We start from the raw sequence: 17,558 nt of genomic DNA on the forward strand, positions 1-17,558 counted from the left end.
TCCATATCGACGGGATGGTTTGGCACCTCGATGTCGGCTCGTCGCATCCTGGGGCTGGAGCAGGTCCCAAGGGTTCGGCTGTTCGCCGATCAAAGCGGCACGCGAGCTGGGTTCAGAACGTCGTGAGACAGTTTGGTCTCTATCCTCTGCGCTCGTCGGAATACTGAGGAGACCTGACCCATAGTACGAGAGGACCTGGGTGGACGAACCTCCGGTACGCCGGTTGTCACGCCAGTGGCACCGCCGGTTGGCTGCGTTCGGAAGGGATAACCGCTGAAAGCATCTAAGCGGGAAGCCCGCTCCAAGATAAGTATTCCCAGGGCCCTTCGGGGCCTGAGACCCCCCATGCAGAACACGTGGTCGATAGGCCGGACGTGGAAGCCCCGCAAGGGGTGGAGCCGACCGGTACTAACGGGGAAGCGCGACACACACATCCCAACCATGTTGGGACGGCATCGACCTCTTTCTGCGAATACACGCGACACGGAGCAACACGAACCGTGGTCACAACAGAACCAATCAACAGCGTCCACCATCCGGTCCCCGAACCACCAGCGTTCAAAGGGGATTCCCTTTGATAATTGAAGATTTGCGGCGGTCATAGCCCAGGAGAGACGCCCGGTCCCATTCCGAACCCGGAAGCTAAGACCTGGCACGGCGATGGTACTGCACCCGAGAGGATGTGGGAGAGTAGCACGCCGCCGCACCACAACGAACAGGACCCCCGGTCGAGCCACACGGCTCCCGGGGGTTTTCGCATACCCGAACCCACCCACCACACGCGCCCCCGCCGGCACGCCGGCGGACCACCCTCCGACGCGCGTGCCGCGCGCCACCTCCCGCCAGCGGGAGGACAACACGCCCCGCCGGCGGGGGCTCCCGGCGAAGCGGGCGGGGGTGGACCGGCACGGACGACCACCACCCGCCACGCGCCCCGGACCACCCTCCGGCGCGCTGCGCGCGCCACCTCCCGCCAGCGGGAGGAACACCACACGCCACGGGCGCGCACACGCACGGCACCTCCGGCGGAGGTGGGAACGAATCTAGCGATCCAGACGGAAGCCTTGGGCGGCGGCCTTGGGGAGGAGTGATTTGCCGCTCACGTCCTGCGTGCCGACCTTGGCGATCTGGTCGCTGAACGCGTCCACCGGGCGGTCTGTGTTGCGCAGGTCGTAGTATTTGTGCACGGTCGCGTCGAAATCATCAATGCCGGACAGCACGGCGGCATCGGAACCAGCCGCCGAATCATCAGCCGGGTACGTGTTTTCGAAGAACTGCATCGTGCGCGGCATGCGCGGCTTCAACGCCGGCTCCTGATCCGGCTTGCCGATTGCGATCGCCAGCACCGGGTACGTGTATTCCGGCAGCTTGCACACCTCGATCAGACCGGGGATGTCGTTGAGCACGGAGCCCAGAATCACGCAGCCGAGGCCCAGCGAGTTCGCGGCGGTCTCCATCGCGTGCAGGGCGAGTACGGCATCGTTTTGCGCCTGCGTGAAACGGTAGCTGGAGGTCAGCGTCCACGCGTCACTGTGCGTGTCGACGCCTTTGCGCTCGGCGATCAGCGCGTTGCGATGTTCGTCGATGATGAACAGATAGAGCAGCGGCGCCTGCGCGATATACGGCTGATGACCGAACTCGGCGAACTTCGCCTTGATCGCCGGATCGGAGATGCGGATCGCCGACCAGTCGTTGAGATACTGGCTGGAGGCGGCGCGCTGCGCGACCGTTTCCAGCGTGATTCGGGTATCGTCGTCGATCGCCTCGTCCTTGAAGGCGCGGATCGAACGGCGGTTCAACAGGGTTTCGATAGTGCTGTTAGTGACCATGGCTCCCATTGTCGTACCGCCGCTGGCCAAGTACAAGTATGACGGGCTCGGGTATGCCGTCAGCTGTAACCCCCCCTCAGTCCGACTGCGTCGGACAGCTCCCCTATCAGGGGAGCAGGCAGGATAAGGCATCTGAACTGCGCCCCCTTCAGGGGGAGCTGGCGCGCGGAGCGCGACTGAGGGAGCTCCTTCCGTCAGTGACGATGCAACCGGTCGACGATCGCTTCAGAGCCGCGGTTCGAGACGTGGGAGACGAACGCGCCAAACGCTGCGGACAGTGCGGTGAACAGCAGTTGCATGAGGAATCCCTGCGGCGCGTCGGCGGCACGGCCGCGACGCATGTTGCGACGGGAGATGCCGTGATTCCAGATGGTCTGGAACAGTTTGCCGCCGACGAATCCCGCGATGGACGGCAACGCCCATTTCACGATCTTGTCGCCCAGGGAGTCGGGGTCGTTCAACCGGTGTTCGCGCATCGCGTCGACCTTCTCGTCGATGCGATGGAACGCGTCGACCATCCGGTCGGCCGACGACGGTCCCGCATGCGCTCCGATACGCTTCTCATCACTCATGCCTACCAGTCTACCGGCGGTTGTCGGCGGCGCCTCGACGAAACGAGCGTACGCTGCAGGATACGCTGCCGGATACGGCCGGATACGCTGCCGGATATGACGGCGTGATGCAACGGTGCACCGCGAAATCGACCATCAATCGAACAGTCGGCGGCGATCCGGTGGAGTCGGGAGCGTTCACGGGCTACAGTGGGAGGCATGAACAATCATCTTTCGGACGGCACTGTGGCCGTCGACGCGTCCCGCGGCGGCACCGGATACCTGGTGCTCCTGCGCCACGGGCAGACCGCATGGAGCCAATCGGGGCAGCACACCGGACGTACCGACATTCCACTGACCGAGGTCGGCAGGCAGCAGGCCGTGGACGCGGGCAAGCGTCTCAAGGCCGCGTTCCCCGGCGGATTCGACGAGGGGTGCGTGTTCTCCAGCCCGCTCGTGCGCGCGCATGAGACGGCCGTGCTGGCCGGTTTCGAGCATCCCGGCACGTTGGACGGCATCGCCGAGTGGGATTACGGATGCGCGGAAGGCCGCACGCGTCAGCGGATCAGCGAACTGGCCGGATTCCAGTGGGACGTGTGGCGTGACGGTCCGCGGTCGCTGCCGGAGTCGATGCAGGGCGACTGGACGGAGACGCTGCCGGACGGTCGGCAGGTGCCGGTGCATGAAGGCCCGGGCGAGACCGTGGAGGAGGCGGCTGCGCGTGCGCGTGGCGCTATCGAAGAGGTGCTGCCGCTGCTCGAGTCGGGGCACAACGTGCTGTTCGTCGCGCACGCGCATATCCTGCGCATCCTCACGTCGCAATGGCTAGGTGTCGAACCGCGGTTCGCGCGCCTGCTGCGGCTCGACACGGCGCACTACTGCGTGCTCAGCAAGTACAAGGGCGACAACGTCATCGAACGCTGGAACTGCTAGCGCCGTCCTGTACTGGATCGGACGACGAGTTGGGCGGACAGCGTGCGGAACCGGTCGTTCGGCGTCCGATCGTGGATGAGGTCGAGCGCCATGCGGGCGGCGATGTGCGCGGTTTCGACCGGGTCCTGCCGGATCGTCGTCAGTCCGATGTCGTCGGCGTAGAAGCTGTCGTCGTAGCCGATGACGGACACGTCGCCGGGCACGGCGAACCCGTTGCGTTCCAGCTGGAAGATGAGCGGCAGTGCGATGCCGTCCTCCTGACAGGCGATGGCGGTGGGCATCGTCGGCAGGCTCATCAGCTGCGTGACCACGTTGCCGATCTCGTAATGGCCGTCCTCGTCGACCTGACATTCGATGGCGCGCGGTTCGACGCCGTTCCTGCGGCAGTAGTCCATGAACCTGTCGAAACGGCCGCGCACGGAGAAGCTAAGAGAGACGTCACGGTTCGTCGTGATGTACGCGATGTCGCGGTGTCCGAGCGTGAGCAGGTGACGTGCGGCGAGCGTCGCGCCCTGCGCGTCGTCGATGGTGACGGATGCGGCGAACCCGTGCTGTTCGGAGTCGGCGGAGTTGATGCCGATGATCGGCACGTCGATCGACGTGAGCTGCGCGGTTTCGGTGGCGTCGATGTCGAACGAGACGACGATGACCGCGTCGGCGTTGCGGCGCACCGGCAGCATCTCGAAGAACTCGCGCCGCTCCTCGATGCTGGAGATCTGGAAGATCGAGATGTCGTAGCCTTCCGCGTGGAGCACGTCGTTGAGCCCTTCGATCACGGAGGCGGTGAACCACATGCGGATGTGGCCGCTCATCAGCACGGCGATGCGCAGCGACCTTCCGGATTTCAGTGCGGCGGCGGAACGTGACAGGGAGAAGTTGAGTTCGTCGGCGAACCTGAGCACGCGTTCGCGGGTTTTCGCCGACACCAGATCGGGTCTGGTGAACGACCGCGACACCGTCGAGATGGAGACGCCCGCCGCCTTGGCGACATCCTGGATGCTGCTGTTCATGCGAACCCCCTTGTCAACGGTTCTTTGCCAACAAATCCGGTGTTAATGGAAACAATCGAAACGTGTCCAGCTTACACGCATGGATCGGGCGAAAACGGGGAACGACGCCCCGCCGTCACCCGATCCATACGTCGCCGGACGCTGCCGGAACATCGCCGGACCGTCAGGACAGGATCCAGACGCTCACGTCCCGCGGCAGCCTGCCGTCGTCGGTCAGGTCAGCGGAGGCGAGCACGATCTCGCCGTCCGGCAGCGTGACCGGTTCGGCGCCGAAGTTCGTGATCGAGATGAGCGTGCGCGTGGCGCCGGCCGCCGTCGCGCCGTCGTCCGCGCTCGCGGCCGGACGGCGGTAGGCGATCACGTCGGCGCCCATGTCCACCCAGTCGAAGGTGGACGTGTCGCCGGTGGCGGTGAGCAGCTTGGCGCGCAGTGCGAGGATCGTGCGGTACAGGCTGAGCATCGACGTGTCGTCATGCTCCTCGACGTCCGCGGCGAAGTCGCGGAACCACAGGGGCTGCGGCAGGTGCGGCGCCGCGGCGGGCGTGCCGTCGGCCTTCTCGCGCGGCGAGAAGCCGAACGACGTGCCCGCGGCGAACCGGTCGCTCCATTCGGCGTGTGCGGCGGGCGTGCCGTCGCCGGACTCGTCCGCGACCCACGGCAGCGGCACGCGGCAGCCGTCGCGGCCCTTGTCGGTGGCGGCGCGGCGCGTGTTGAACGCGGTTGGATCCTCGAGACGATCCCACGGGATGTCCGCGACCTCGAACAGGCCGAGCTCCTCGCCCTGATAGACGTAGATGCCGCCGGGCAGGCCGAACTCCATGAGCGCGGCCGCACGGGCGCGCTTCGTGCCGAGCGCGCGGTCCTCGACATACGTGGAGCCGTCGCGCACCAGCCAGTCGTGTGCGAGCTGGTGGTAGGGCGCGTTCGGCACCTGCGGCAGACCGTAGCGGGTGGGGCTGCGCGGCACGTCATGATTGTTCATCACCCACGTGGTGGTCGAACCGTGCGTGGCCGCGGCCGCGCCGAGACCGCCTTCGATGGCGGCGCGAATCTCGTCCGGCAGCCATGCGGCCTTCGCGAAATCGAAGTTGAAGCATTGGCCGAGCTCGTCGGTGGAGGCGTACAGGTGCTGGTGTTCGTTCACTACCCACGCCTCGGCGACGGCGAAGCGTGGCGGATCGTAGCGGTCGAAGACCTCGCGGCGCCACTCGCGGTAGATTTCGTGCACTTCGCGACGGTCCCACAGCGGGCTGGTGAAGTCGTGGCACAGCTGGTTCTGCACGTCGTTGGCGGCCATGTCCGCGAGGGGCGTGGATTCGAGGTCCTTGGCGAGGCCGTGCGCCACGTCGATGCGGAAGCCGTCGGTGCCGTGGTCGGCCCAGAAGCGCAGGGTCTTGATGAACTCGGCGTGGATGTCCGGATTGTTCCAGTTGACGTCCGGCTGCTCCTTGGCGAACAGGTGGAGGTACCACTGTCCGTCGGGCACACGGGTCCAGGCGGGGCCGCCGAACATGGACTGCCAGTCGTTCGGGGGCAGTTCGCCGTTCGCCCCGCGGCCTTCGCGGAAGATGTAGAGGTCGCGCGCGGGCGAGCCGGGTGCGGAGGCGAGGGCTTCCTGGAAGAAGACGTGCTTGTCGGCGGTGTGGTTCGGCACGATGTCGACGATCACCTTGATGCCGGCGTCGTGCGCGGCGGCGACCATCGTGTCGAAGTCGTCCATGGTGCCGAGGCGCGGGTCGACGTTGCGGTAGTCGATGACGTCGTAGCCGCCGTCGGCGAGGTCGGAGGGGTAGAAGGGGCTGAGCCAGATCGCGTCCACGCCGAGCTTCTCCAGATAGCCGACCTTCTCGGTGACGCCGGCGATGTCGCCGAGACCGTCGCCGTTGACGTCCTTGAAGCTGCGCGGGTAGACCTGGTAGACGACGGCCTGCTTCCACCAGTCGTCGTTGAGATTGTTGGCTGTCATGCGGTGTTCGGGTTCCTTTCCTTGCCGGGTGTGGGCCGGGTGCGGCCTGCGGCGGCGCATCCGCCCGGTGTGGCGGCGCTTGGCGCTGGTCGTGCCGGTTCCTACGGTACGTGCGTGGTGCGTGCGGTGCGTGCGGGCGCGTCACTGCGTTGCGGCGCCGCAAGTACTGCAAACGTTTGCAATACGTAATCATACACCACAGTTCACCCGAGTCGCCATTCGTACACACCGAGTTCGTGTTGATGACGCCGTGCCGTGTCTTTGCGGGCATAGATTGCCGGTGGACCCGATGGGAATCATCGGGGAGGAAGGGAACAATCAACATGAACATGAAGCACATCATCAAGGCCGCCGCCGCGGCGGTGACCTCGGTCGCCGCCCTCGGCGCGCTGACCGTGCCCGCGCTCGCCCAGGACGGCAAGGGCGTGGCCGATCTCTCCCAGCACGGCGCCGCGCAGCGCATCGCCACCATCGGCTCGGTCAACGCCAAGAACGTCATCCTGTTCATCGGCGACGGCATGGGCGATTCCGAGATCACCGTCGCCCGCGACTACCTGCACGGTGCGAACGGCTCGTTCGACGGCCTCGACAAGATCGGCCAGCCGGGCGCGCTCGGCGACGCCGCCGCCGGCACCGGTCAGTACACCACCTTCTCCCTGGGCTACAGCTCCGACAACGGCAAGTACCCGAAGGCCGGCGGCGTGAACAACAACCCCGGCGTCATCACCCCCGTCACCGACTCCTCCGCCTCCGGCTCCAGCTGGGCCACCGGCACCAAGACCTACAACAACGCCGTCGACGTCGACATCTACGGCAACCCGCAGCTCAACCTGTTCGAGCTCGCCAAGGCCAAGGGCATGACCACCGGCAACGTCACCACCTCCGAAATCCAGGACGCCACCCCGGCCGTGCTCGAATCCCACTCCACCGAGCGTTCCTGCTACGGCCCGCAGGGCAAGACCGACGGCAGCAGCAACAACGCCGCCAAGCAGTGCCGCGCCGAGCAGCTCAAAGAGAACGGCGGCATCGGCTCCATCTCCGAGCAGCTGCTCGACACCCGCGCCGATGTGACCATCGGCGGCGGCGCCAAGTACTTCCGCCAGACCGCCCAGGCCGGCGAATACCAGGGCAAGACCCTGTGGGATCAGGCCAAGGCCCGCGGCTTCCAGACCGTCGAGAACAACGTCGACGAGTTCTCCAAGCTCCAGTACCAGGAGAACAAGCCGGTGCTCGCCCTGCTCGGCGACGGCAACCTGCCCACCGAGTTCAACGCCACCCCGGCCCTCGACCAGGCGGCCACCATCAAGCGCGGCGCCCTGCAGTGCAGCGTGAACGAAGCCTGGCTTGGCAACAAGACCGCCGCCGGCAACTCCGCCTCCCTCGCCGACATGACCAACAAAGCCCTCGACGTGCTCCAGGCGAACCCGAAGACCAACGAGAACGGCTTCTTCCTGCAGGTCGAAGGCGCGTCCATCGACAAGCAGGACCACGCCGCCAACGCCTGCGGCCAGATTGGTGAGACCGACGACCTCGACAAGGCCATCTCCGCCGCCCTCAACCACGTCGACCTGTCCAACACGCTCATCATCGTGACCGCCGACCACGCGCACACCAGCCAGATCGTCAACGAGCCTCCGGCCTACGCGCTGAGCACCATCCTCAAGTCCCCGGTCGACGGCGCTGAGATCGTCGTCTCCTACGGCACCGCCACCGCGGTCGACCCGGACGCCACCGATGCCAGCAAGGGCTACAACGACGGCGGCATGGAGCACACCGGCACCCAGCTGCGCATCGCCGCCTCCGGCCCCGGCGCGCAGCGCGTCATCGGCCTGACCGACCAGACCGACAACTTCTACACCATCGGCAAGGCCCTCGGCCTCGCCACCGAGACCGGCGACCAGAAGAACCTGTCCGCCGACGCGAAGGTGAACGTCGTCGCCCGCGACGGCAAGTACTACGCCGACCTCACCGGTTTCAACGGTGATGCGGTCGTCTCCTATGAGCTGCGCGACGGCGCCACCAACCAGGTGATCGCCGCCTCCAACAACAGCACCCCGGTCTCCGGCGTGCGCATCGCCCCCGGCCAGACCACCGAAATCCCGCTCGACCTCGTCGAAGGCAAGAACTACCGCCTGACCGTCACCGGCCGCCAGTCCGGCGCCGTGGCCGCGCCCGCGTTCACCGCTCCGGCCGCCAGTGCCGCCGACAAGGGCAACGGCAACAACAACGGCAACAACAACGGTGGCGTCATCGCCCAGGGCCAGGCCAAGCTCGACAAGGGCGACTCCGCCAACGGCCTGCTCGGCAACACCGGCTCCGCGATCATCGGCGCCGTGCTGTTCATCCTCGCCGTGGGTGCCGCCGCGCTCGCCGTGAAGTTCGCCAAGGCCCGCCGCTGAACCCGGTTCAGTCGGCTCGGCTGATTCGCTCGGCTGAACCGATCGGTTCCGTCTGAACAAGCAGAAGGTGGTCTCCGTCCGGAGAGGACGGAGACCACCCTCGTTTTGTCGTGTGTCGTCCCGCTGTCGCGTCGCGCGGAGTCGGTTCCGGAAGCTTTTGAGTAGCTTGATATCGCACATTATGACATATGTGTCAGGTCTGACACATATGTCATAATGTCGAATATGAGCATTGATAGGGCGGATTTCAAGCGACTGGTCAATCGGATGTCCGGCATGTTCCGAGATTCATTGGGAGGTGGCATCTTGGAACGCTTCGAGGACGTCTCGAAGCTTCTGTTCATCAGGATGTATGCAGAGGAACATGGCCTTGAAGGTCAACTTACGGCTAAACGCAACGAGTCGAGGCGGACCGTTTACGAGCGGGCCCGGGCGCTATGGGAACAAGTGCTGTCCACAGAGAAGGGTCAGGCTCTTCGCGGGACAAGAGGGACCTTCCCGGAGGACGTAGCGGCGGTGGTGCGTTGTCTGTCGCTGTTCGATGACGTTCGGTTGACGAATGTCGACGCGGACGTAAAAGGTGCCGCATATGAAGAACTGCTGCGGGACACGTTCGAGAAGAATGAAAACCAGCAATATTTCACGCCTCGACATCTGATGGAATTCGTTGTGGAAATGGCTTCTCCTGCGCAGGATGATGTGGTGTTGGACCCGGCTTGCGGCTCGGGTGGATTTCTCATTGGCGCGTTGAACCATGCCGATTGCGATGTGCTGGGTTTGGATGTGGACGACCGTATGACATGGGTGGCGCGTATCAATGTGCTACTGCATAATGGCGACCCCTACCATATCGAATGCTTGAAAGGGGCGGGTTCGTTAAGTGATATCGATGTGGTGAATCATGCGCTTCGTGACCGCAAGCCTACGATGATTTTGACCAATCCGCCATTTGGCAGTGATTTGGCTGATGAAGATGTACTGGATACATTCCAAACCGGTAAAGGAAGGAAGACCCGTCGCCGTGGCATTCTCTTCATTGAGCGGTGCATCGACCTGTTGGACGAGGGTGGCGTATTGGCTGTTGTCATCGACGACAGTGTGCTCAACCTGCCGGCCAATCATGATATCCGGGAACTGATGGAAGACCGGTGTGTCATTGATGCGGTCGTCAGCTTGCCGGATGTGACGTTCATGCCGTATTCCACGGCGAAATCGTCGGTGGTGCTCTTGCACCGAAAGCATGAAGGCGAAGTGCAGGGGCGTGTGTTCATGGCGGATGCGGAGAATGTGGGCAATCGCCCGAACGGCGATCCTCTCTACGAGGAGTTCGACGATGCCGAAGGGCGACGTGTGCTGAAAACGGATTTGCCTACAATCCTCGAGGCCTGGAGGCGCTTCAAGCAAGAAGGAGCTGTGCCACGGTCTTATCTGCCATTGGCGTTTGATACTGTGCTGAATAGTTCTATGGGGCTTCGACTGGATGTCAATAGTCATCATCCGTCATCGAAATTGGCTCAGACCATGCTCCAACGGTCGCAGGAGCCGGTGCGGCGCTTGTGTGATTTGGTGGAATTCGCCGCTCGCGATATCGATATGTCGGCCGAGGAAGATGCTGATGCGGTGATTCCGTGGATCGGGCTGGGCGACATCGAAGCGAATACGGGTGATTACGAGGTTTCCAGAATTCCTCGCAAACGCATCAAATCGGCGCCTCATACGTTCAAGGGCGGAGACGTGCTGATTTCACGTCTTCGTCCGAAGCTGAGGAAAGTCATCCGCATACCCGAGGATGCGGATTCCGGGTATTGCTCAGCCGAATTGATTGTGCTGCGACAGTTGCCTGAAGCGGAAGCATTGGTCGATATGGATTATCTTTCGGTCATGCTGCGCTCGGATGTGGTATTCGGGCAGATGGTTCCTCATATCACTGGAATCGGCCGTCCGCGAGTGGGCGTTCCTATGTTGAAGAACGTCCGCATCCCTGTACCGGCTTTAAGCCGGCAGCGTGAGATCGTGGCCCGTTTCCGGGAAGAAGAGCGGAAGAGGCAGGACCTAAAAGCGGAAATCGCGCGTATGCGAATTCGTGAAGAGCAGATGCGCATACACGCATATGAGGATTCGCTTAGCGCGGCGTTCGCGGCATAGGCGTGCCGATTCCTTGCGACATGCGCAGCAAATGCGCGATGTCTGGATCAAGGTCGGGCGCGTTCTCCCGCGTCTTGTGGACGATGCGCCTGACCTTGCCGAAGTTGGTGTCTTTGTTGCCGTTGTTGGTAAGGGGAAGGCCGTTCTCATCGAAGCTGCCGCCGGCAAGCGTCTGTCGCCGGTCCCTTTCGCGGGCGACGGTTATGCCGCGTAGGAAAACTCCATCCAACAGCTGCGGGCAACGCAACCTCAGTCCGGCAAACTCACATGGTCTGAAATCCCAGACAAGATACAACAGCCAATCTTTATCTCGGTCGATTTGCCCGATTGGGGTATCGTAGCGGGCTGAAGCCTCGTCGCTGGCAACATGAGTGGTTTTGATGTCGATGCGTTTATCAAGCTGCCACGTCGCTCCATCGCGGATGAAGCAATCGGCGAATTGATTGACGGTATTGAAAGTGACGCGTTGGTCGCCTTCCGTATCGACAGTTAGGTATTCCGCCAGCAATTCGATGACGGAATATTCGATGAGCAAACTGATTCTTGATCTGAATCCGGTCAGAGCGGAAGGCGCGGTCGGTAGCTCTTCGTTTGGCAATGTGCTCAGCAGCCGTGGCGATACGTCGGAGTTGAATCGGATTTGCAAGGCTTCGAACAGTCCGTTGAGCCTTCGTGCTTCATCATCGTTGATTTGAGTCATGTCTACCAGTATGGCACTGGGGCGAGCGAATTCGCAGGACACTCGGTAGATGCTGTTCAACGCTGACGGCAACGGGTCCGGACTGTATCTGTTCATACTGCCATTCCTGGCCGCGCTGCTCGGCGGAAGCGTGTACGCGGACGAGCGGCTCAGCGGCCGTGTCCGGGCGGTGCTGCCCCGTGAGGGGCGTTCCACGGTGCTGCGCACGTCGATGCTGACCGGAGTGTCGTGGCTGATGGAGCAGATCGTGATGATGGCCGTTTCCGTGGGGTTGGCGGTGCTGCTGCTCGTGAACTGCGGATTGTCCTTCGGGCAAGTGGCGCCGCCCGTGATCGCATTCTTCGCGTTGGCGAAATGGCTCGTCGAGCCTTTTGCCGGCAATTGGACCCGTTACGTGTACTACTTCTGGTATCCGATCAGTCCATCGTGGCACATGGTGCTCGTCCAACAGATCGTTCCGTTCTGCGGATACTGCCTGCTCCTGTTCTGCGCCAACGCCATAGCGTTCTCCCGCACCGACCGACTGGAGGCATAAACCATGCACGCCTTTCGCGCTGCCGTCCCGCACCTCACCGGCCACATTGGACCGCGGCTCCTCCTCATTGCCATCTACGCGGCGGTCTTCTACCAGTTCTTCTGGAGCGTGCCCCACGCGGGCGTGTTCATCGGCATGGTGCGTCCGCTCAACCCCGGCGAGACGATGGACATCTCCGCATGCGTCTACCCGATCGCCTACATGCTCTTCGGCCTGGGACTGCAACTGGAACAGCCGTCGCGGTACCTGTGCGTCCCCGACTACCTCGTCTACGTGCGCAAGCCGCGAGGGCTGGCCCACTATCTTCGCTACCTCGCCGTCATAACCGCATACTGCATCGCGTACACGCTGCCGCAGACGCTCATCACCGCATGGCTCCTCCCGGAAGTGGACCGGGGCGAACTGACACGCACCTCCATCGGTGCCGCGCTGATTCTCATCGCTTTGACGCTCATCGTCAACCTTGCCTACTTGGCGGACATGCGCGGCATCGGCTACGGCATGGCGTGCCTCGTCTATCTGCTTTCCATCGCCTTGCCTCCGGTCAGACAGGCGCTCGGCCACGCCACTGCCGGCGGGTTCGGCGCAGCGGCATGCCTCATCGGCGTACTGGTCTGTGCGAACTGGCTCGCGTTCGAGCACGTGCCCATACGCTGACCGAGCCTCCGGAACGCGACCGAGATCAAATAACCATCATCGTTTTTCATTCATCGACACAGCAAAGGAGCGACGACATGACCACCCACGTGACCGTCACCGACTACAGCAAGACCATCAAAGGCAAGCCCGTACTGCGCGGCGTCAACGCGGCGTTCGAGCACGGCCGCATCTACGGCATCGTCGGCCCCAACGGATCAGGCAAGACCATGCTGCTGCGCGCCATCTGCGGATTCATCCGACCGGATCGCGGGCATGTGGAAATCAACGGGCAGCGCGTGGAATTCAACCGGCGACTGCCGGAACCCGTGGGCGTGGTCATCGAGAACCCCGGATTCGTGAACAGTGAAACCGCCATGCAGAACCTGCGCTATCTCGCGGGCATCAACCACGCGTACGACGGACGGGAAACGCAACGGCTGCTCCGGGTCTTCGGCTTGGAGGAACACCGCGACGAGAAAGTCGGCTCCTACTCGCTGGGCATGCGGCAGAAGCTCGGCGTGATCCAAGCGCTTATGGAACACCAGCCGCTCGTGCTTCTTGACGAGCCGACCAACGGTTTGGACGAACGTTCCGTGGAGGTGTTCCTGGAGGAGATGCTGCGCCAGCGCGAGCAGGGGCGCACCATCATCATCGCCAGTCACCACAGCGACGAACTTAATCGGATCGCCGACGTGCTGTACGCCATGGGCGACGGTGAGCTGCGGCCGAAAGCGTAGAGAACCGGGGTGCCAGCGGGGTGCCGGCGGGGCGGTGAGGGGCGGTGGCTGGAAGTTGAGCGAGGGCAGCTCAAGATTTGTGACGATGTCGGGAATAAAACTTGCGTGATGGAAGTTGAGTGGTGTAGGCTCAAGTTTTGGAAAGGCTGAAGGGCCGGTCCGGAACCGACGGAAGGAATCCGCGGCTGCGGCGTCCGGAACCTGAGCGAAGAACGTAAGAACGAAACAGAACAAAGGAGCACACATTATGGCACGTGCAGTTGGCATCGATCTGGGAACCACGAATTCCTGCATCGCCACGCTTGAAGGCGGCGAGCCCACCGTCATCGTCAACGCCGAAGGCGCGCGCACCACGCCGTCCGTGGTCGCGTTCTCCAAGTCCGGCGAGATCCTCGTCGGCGAGGTCGCGAAGCGTCAGGCCGTCACCAACGTGGAGCGCACCATCTCCTCCGTCAAGCGTCACATGGGCACCGACTGGACCGTCGAGATCGACGGCAAGAAGTGGACCCCGCAGGAGATTTCCGCGCAGATTCTGATGAAGCTGAAGAGGGATGCCGAAGCCTACCTCGGCGAGCCGGTCACCGACGCCGTCATCACCTGCCCGGCGTACTTCAACGACGCCCAGCGTCAGGCCACCAAGGATGCCGGCAAGATCGCCGGCCTGAATGTCCTGCGCATCATCAACGAGCCGACCGCGGCCGCGCTGGCCTACGGCCTTGAGAAGGGCAAGGAGGACGAGCGCATCCTGGTCTTCGACCTCGGCGGTGGCACCTTCGATGTCTCCCTGCTGGAGATCGGCAAGGACGAGGACGGCTTCTCCACCATCCAGGTGCAGGCCACCAACGGCGACAACCACCTCGGCGGCGACGATTGGGATCAGAAGATCATCGACTGGCTGGTCACGGAAGTCAAGAACAAGTACGGCATCGACCTGAGCAAGGACAAGATCGCCCTGCAGCGTCTGAAGGAAGCCGCGGAGCAGGCCAAGAAGGAGCTCTCCTCCTCGACCTCCACCTCCATCTCCATGCAGTACCTCGCCATGACGCCCGACGGCACCCCGGTCCACCTCGACGAGACGCTGACCCGCGCCCACTTTGAGGAGATGACCTCCGACCTGCTCGGCCGCTGCCGCACGCCGTTCAACAACGTGCTGCGCGACGCGAACATCTCCGTCGGTCAGATCGACCACGTGGTGCTCGTCGGTGGTTCCACCCGTATGCCGGCCGTCAAGGAGCTCGTCAAGGAGCTCACCGGCGGCAAGGAAGCGAACCAGTCCGTCAACCCGGATGAGGTCGTCGCCGTCGGCGCCGCCGTGCAGTCCGGTGTCATCAAGGGCGACCGCAAGGACGTCCTGCTCATCGACGTGACCCCGCTCTCCCTCGGCATCGAGACCAAGGGCGGCATCATGACCAAGCTCATCGACCGCAACACCGCCATCCCGACCAAGCGTTCCGAGGTGTTCTCCACCGCCGAGGACAACCAGCCGTCCGTGCTGATTCAGGTCTACCAGGGCGAGCGTGAGTTCGCGCGCGACAACAAGCCGCTGGGCACCTTCGAGCTGACCGGCATCGCGCCGGCCCCGCGTGGCGTCCCGCAGATCGAGGTCACCTTCGATATCGACGCCAACGGCATCGTGCACGTGTCCGCCAAGGACAAGGGCACCGGCAAGGAGCAGTCGATGACCATCACCGGCGGTTCCGGCCTGCCGAAGGACGAGATCGACCGCATGGTCAAGGAGGCCGAAGCCCACGAGGCCGAGGACAAGAAGCGCAAGGAGGACGCCGAGACCCGCAACCAGGCCGAGTCGTTCGCCTACCAGACCGAGAAGCTCGTCGCCGACAACAAGGACAAGCTCTCCGATGAGGTCGCGAACGAGGTCACCGAGAAGGTCAACGCCCTCAAGGAAGCCCTCAAGGGCGACGACATCGAGAAGGTCAAGACCGCTCAGACCGAGCTGATGACCTCCGCCCAGAAGATCGGCCAGGCCCTCTACGCCCAGCAGGGCGCGGCGGATGCCGCCGGTGCGGCCGGCGCTGCCGGTGCCGCGGGCGCCGGTCCCGCCTCCAACGGCGGTGACGACGACGTGGTGGACGCCGAGGTCGTGGACGACGACGACAAGGACAACAAGTAAGGTCCCGTCCGATGGCTGAGTTCAACAAGGACGACTACCTGAACGACCTGCCCGACGCCGACGACGCCCGCGAGGCTGGCTCGTCGGCTCCGGCCGACACCCCCGCCGACGCGGCCGCCGCCCAGAGCGGCACCGCCCCGGCGGGCGATGCCGCCAAGACCGACGCATCGCAGACCGAAGGCCAGACCGGCGACGCCAAGGCCGAAACCGCCTCCGCGGATGACGCGAAGGATGGCAAGTCCGGCGACAAGGACTCCTCCGACACCCTGACCCCGCTGGGCCAGGCCAAGAAGGAGGCCGCCGACTACCTCGAGGCGCTGCAGCGCGAGCGCGCGGAGTTCATCAACTACCGCAACCGCGCCAAGAAGGAGCAGGAACGCTTCCGCCAGCACGGCATCATCGACGTGCTCACCGCGCTGCTGCCCGCGCTCGACGACATCGACCGCATCCGCGCCAACAGCGAGATGGACGACTCCTTCAAGGCCGTCGCCGCGAAGATCGACAAGGCGTTCGAGAAGTTCGGTGTCGAGAAGTTCGGCGAGGCCGGCGAGGAGTTCGACCCGACCAAGCACGACGCCATCCTCCACAAGCCGGACGCCACGGCCGAGAAGGACACCGTCGACACCGTGGTGGAGGCCGGCTACCGCATCGGAGACCGCGTGATCCGCGCTGCCCGCGTCGTCGTCGCCTCCCCGCACAACTGATTGCGGACGCCCTGCGGAGCGACGGTGTTCTCGTCGTCTCTCCACAGGGCGGACGGCGTTTCCCGCTGCTCCCGCTGGCGGGAGCTGGCAGCCGAAGGCTGACTGAGGGTGGTTCCGGTTGAAAGACCACCCTCAGTCTCGCTTCGCTCGACAGCTCCCGCCAGCGGGAGCGGTAATATCGAGCCTTTATACAGACTTCAATACGTACATACAAGACTTCAACACGAAAGGAGACATGAATGGCTGAGAACGAATGGCTGAGCAAAGACTTCTACAAGGTCCTTGGTGTCTCCAAGGACGCCACCGACGCCGAAATCACCAAGGCGTACCGCAAGCTGGCGCGCAAATACCACCCCGACCTCAACAAGACCAAGGAGGCCGAGGAGAAGTTCAAGGACATCTCCGAAGCCTACGACGTGCTGAGCAACAAGGACTCGCGCCAGAAGTACGATGCGATCCGCCAGTTCGGCATGGGCGGCGCCCGCTTCGCCGGCGGCTCCGGCCAGGGCGGCTTCGACGCCTCCGGATTCTCCGACATCTTCGGTTCGATGTTCGGCGGCGGCGCGGGCATGGGCGGCAACGGCTCCCGCATCCGCTTCTCCACGTCCGGCGGCGGCAACCCGAACCTCAACGACATCTTCTCGATGTTCGGCGGCGCAGCCGGCGCCGGCGCGCAGGGCGGCTCGCCCTACGGCGCGTACGGTGACTCCGGCGCGTACGGCGGCTACGAGGAGACCCCGCAGCCCAAGCAGGGCAAGGACCGCAACTCGAAGATCAGCCTGACGCTGCGTCAGGCCGCCAAGGGCGCGACCGTGTCCCTGTCCGTGGACGGCTCCAAGTTCAAGACGCACATCCCCGCCGGCGTGAAGGACGGTCAGAAGATCCGTCTGGCCGGCAAGGGCCATGCAGGCGTCAACGGAGGCAAGCACGGCGACCTGTACCTGCAGGTCAACGTGAAGCCCGACTCCAAGTTCACGATGCGCGGCCACGACCTCGTCATGGACCTGCCCGTGAGCGTCGCCGAAGCCGTCGCCGGCGCGAAGGTCGAGGCGAAGGACATCGACGGCGAGACCGTCACGTTCAAGGTGCCCGCCGGCTCGTCCAGCGGCGCCGAAGTGCGGGTCTCCGGCAAGGGCGTGCAGTCCGGCAACACCCCGGGCGACCTCGTCGGCCGTGTGATGATTCAGGTGCCCGCCAAGCCGGGCCTTGGAGTCAAGCACGCCGCCAAGGAGTTCGACAAGGCCGCCGGCGACTACATCCCGCGGTGAGCCGGTTGTCA

General features: G+C 64.0%; 14 protein-coding genes and 2 rRNA genes. 11 read left to right on the top strand and 5 right to left on the bottom strand.

The genetic code is table 11. The annotated features are described in order from the left end of the window. Together BSTEL_RS06575 and rrf are read left to right on the top strand one after the other, a co-directional pair. Positions 1-432: ribosomal RNA gene (locus tag BSTEL_RS06575) — 23S ribosomal RNA — on the top strand; the annotation flags it as partial. Between the two features lie 158 nt (positions 433-590). Then, positions 591-707 (top strand): 5S ribosomal RNA (rrf, locus tag BSTEL_RS06580). Positions 708-1,043: 336 nt separating this feature from the next. Here rrf and BSTEL_RS06585 read toward each other — a convergent pair. Both BSTEL_RS06585 and BSTEL_RS06590 read right to left on the bottom strand, forming a co-directional pair. Further along, positions 1,044-1,829: a nitroreductase family protein gene (locus BSTEL_RS06585; protein ID WP_034528611.1), complete on the bottom strand. Its 786-nt coding sequence runs from the start codon at positions 1,827-1,829 to the stop codon at positions 1,044-1,046. Positions 1,830-2,023: 194 nt separating this feature from the next. After that, a complete protein-coding gene (locus BSTEL_RS06590) occupies positions 2,024-2,401 on the bottom strand; it encodes a DUF4235 domain-containing protein (RefSeq protein ID WP_034528614.1) in 378 nt (125 codons plus the stop codon). A gap of 198 nt (positions 2,402-2,599) precedes the next feature. Between BSTEL_RS06590 and BSTEL_RS06595 the strand changes: the two genes are divergently transcribed. Next, complete coding sequence (locus tag BSTEL_RS06595; protein WP_034528617.1) at positions 2,600-3,313, top strand: histidine phosphatase family protein; 714 nt, start codon at positions 2,600-2,602, stop codon at positions 3,311-3,313. Here the strand turns inward: BSTEL_RS06595 and BSTEL_RS06600 are convergent. Then, positions 3,310-4,323, bottom strand: a complete 1,014-nt coding sequence (locus tag BSTEL_RS06600) for a LacI family DNA-binding transcriptional regulator (RefSeq protein ID WP_034528620.1) — start codon at positions 4,321-4,323, stop codon at positions 3,310-3,312. The two genes, BSTEL_RS06595 and BSTEL_RS06600, sit on opposite strands and share 4 nt — an antisense overlap. A gap of 163 nt (positions 4,324-4,486) precedes the next feature. Next, positions 4,487-6,289 carry a glycoside hydrolase family 13 protein gene (locus tag BSTEL_RS06605; RefSeq protein WP_034528621.1) on the bottom strand — a complete coding sequence of 601 codons (1,803 nt, stop codon included), beginning with the start codon at positions 6,287-6,289 and terminating at the stop codon, positions 4,487-4,489. A gap of 323 nt (positions 6,290-6,612) precedes the next feature. Here BSTEL_RS06605 and phoA point away from each other — a divergent pair, with 323 nt between their 5' ends. Then, complete coding sequence (gene phoA, locus BSTEL_RS06610) at positions 6,613-8,688, top strand: alkaline phosphatase (RefSeq protein ID WP_034528625.1); 2,076 nt, start codon at positions 6,613-6,615, stop codon at positions 8,686-8,688. A gap of 225 nt (positions 8,689-8,913) precedes the next feature. Next, complete coding sequence (locus BSTEL_RS06615) at positions 8,914-10,833, top strand: N-6 DNA methylase (protein ID WP_034528628.1); 1,920 nt, start codon at positions 8,914-8,916, stop codon at positions 10,831-10,833. On the opposite strand, the gene BSTEL_RS06620 is transcribed toward BSTEL_RS06615, so the two are convergent. After that, positions 10,811-11,533 (bottom strand): hypothetical protein, encoded by a 723-nt coding sequence (locus BSTEL_RS06620; RefSeq protein ID WP_156963205.1) that lies wholly within the window; start codon positions 11,531-11,533, stop codon positions 10,811-10,813. The two genes, BSTEL_RS06615 and BSTEL_RS06620, sit on opposite strands and share 23 nt — an antisense overlap. A gap of 49 nt (positions 11,534-11,582) precedes the next feature. Here BSTEL_RS06620 and BSTEL_RS06625 point away from each other — a divergent pair, with 49 nt between their 5' ends. The 6 genes from BSTEL_RS06625 (at position 11,583) to BSTEL_RS06650 (ending at position 17,547) form a co-directional block, all read left to right on the top strand. Next, a complete protein-coding gene (locus BSTEL_RS06625; protein ID WP_051922920.1) occupies positions 11,583-12,068 on the top strand; it encodes a hypothetical protein in 486 nt (161 codons plus the stop codon). A gap of 3 nt (positions 12,069-12,071) precedes the next feature. Beyond that, a complete protein-coding gene (locus BSTEL_RS06630) occupies positions 12,072-12,725 on the top strand; it encodes a hypothetical protein (protein WP_051922921.1) in 654 nt (217 codons plus the stop codon). Between the two features lie 77 nt (positions 12,726-12,802). After that, positions 12,803-13,444 carry an ABC transporter ATP-binding protein gene (locus tag BSTEL_RS06635; RefSeq protein WP_034528637.1) on the top strand — a complete coding sequence of 214 codons (642 nt, stop codon included), beginning with the start codon at positions 12,803-12,805 and terminating at the stop codon, positions 13,442-13,444. 247 nt (positions 13,445-13,691) lie between these two features. Further along, positions 13,692-15,575 (top strand): molecular chaperone DnaK, encoded by a 1,884-nt coding sequence (gene dnaK / locus BSTEL_RS06640; RefSeq protein ID WP_034528639.1) that lies wholly within the window; start codon positions 13,692-13,694, stop codon positions 15,573-15,575. Positions 15,576-15,586: 11 nt separating this feature from the next. Continuing rightward, positions 15,587-16,279 (top strand): nucleotide exchange factor GrpE, encoded by a 693-nt coding sequence (grpE, locus tag BSTEL_RS06645; RefSeq protein WP_034528641.1) that lies wholly within the window; start codon positions 15,587-15,589, stop codon positions 16,277-16,279. 239 nt (positions 16,280-16,518) lie between these two features. After that, positions 16,519-17,547 (top strand): DnaJ C-terminal domain-containing protein, encoded by a 1,029-nt coding sequence (locus BSTEL_RS06650; protein ID WP_034528645.1) that lies wholly within the window; start codon positions 16,519-16,521, stop codon positions 17,545-17,547. Positions 17,548-17,558: the final 11 nt, after the last annotated feature.

Source organism: Bifidobacterium stellenboschense (assembly GCF_000741785.1).
Taxonomy (GTDB): domain Bacteria; phylum Actinomycetota; class Actinomycetes; order Actinomycetales; family Bifidobacteriaceae; genus Bifidobacterium; species Bifidobacterium stellenboschense.

Coding starts and splice junctions, on each gene's coding strand:
- BSTEL_RS06585 (WP_034528611.1), bottom strand. CDS start 1,829: ATGGTCACTAACAGCACTATCGAAACCCTGTTGAACCGCCGTTCGATC.
- BSTEL_RS06590 (WP_034528614.1), bottom strand. CDS start 2,401: ATGAGTGATGAGAAGCGTATCGGAGCGCATGCGGGACCGTCGTCGGCC.
- BSTEL_RS06595 (WP_034528617.1), top strand. CDS start 2,600: ATGAACAATCATCTTTCGGACGGCACTGTGGCCGTCGACGCGTCCCGC.
- BSTEL_RS06600 (WP_034528620.1), bottom strand. CDS start 4,323: ATGAACAGCAGCATCCAGGATGTCGCCAAGGCGGCGGGCGTCTCCATC.
- BSTEL_RS06605 (WP_034528621.1), bottom strand. CDS start 6,289: ATGACAGCCAACAATCTCAACGACGACTGGTGGAAGCAGGCCGTCGTC.
- phoA (WP_034528625.1), top strand. CDS start 6,613: ATGAACATGAAGCACATCATCAAGGCCGCCGCCGCGGCGGTGACCTCG.
- BSTEL_RS06615 (WP_034528628.1), top strand. CDS start 8,914: ATGAGCATTGATAGGGCGGATTTCAAGCGACTGGTCAATCGGATGTCC.
- BSTEL_RS06620 (WP_156963205.1), bottom strand. CDS start 11,533: ATGACTCAAATCAACGATGATGAAGCACGAAGGCTCAACGGACTGTTC.
- BSTEL_RS06625 (WP_051922920.1), top strand. CDS start 11,583: ATGCTGTTCAACGCTGACGGCAACGGGTCCGGACTGTATCTGTTCATA.
- BSTEL_RS06630 (WP_051922921.1), top strand. CDS start 12,072: ATGCACGCCTTTCGCGCTGCCGTCCCGCACCTCACCGGCCACATTGGA.
- BSTEL_RS06635 (WP_034528637.1), top strand. CDS start 12,803: ATGACCACCCACGTGACCGTCACCGACTACAGCAAGACCATCAAAGGC.
- dnaK (WP_034528639.1), top strand. CDS start 13,692: ATGGCACGTGCAGTTGGCATCGATCTGGGAACCACGAATTCCTGCATC.
- grpE (WP_034528641.1), top strand. CDS start 15,587: ATGGCTGAGTTCAACAAGGACGACTACCTGAACGACCTGCCCGACGCC.
- BSTEL_RS06650 (WP_034528645.1), top strand. CDS start 16,519: ATGGCTGAGAACGAATGGCTGAGCAAAGACTTCTACAAGGTCCTTGGT.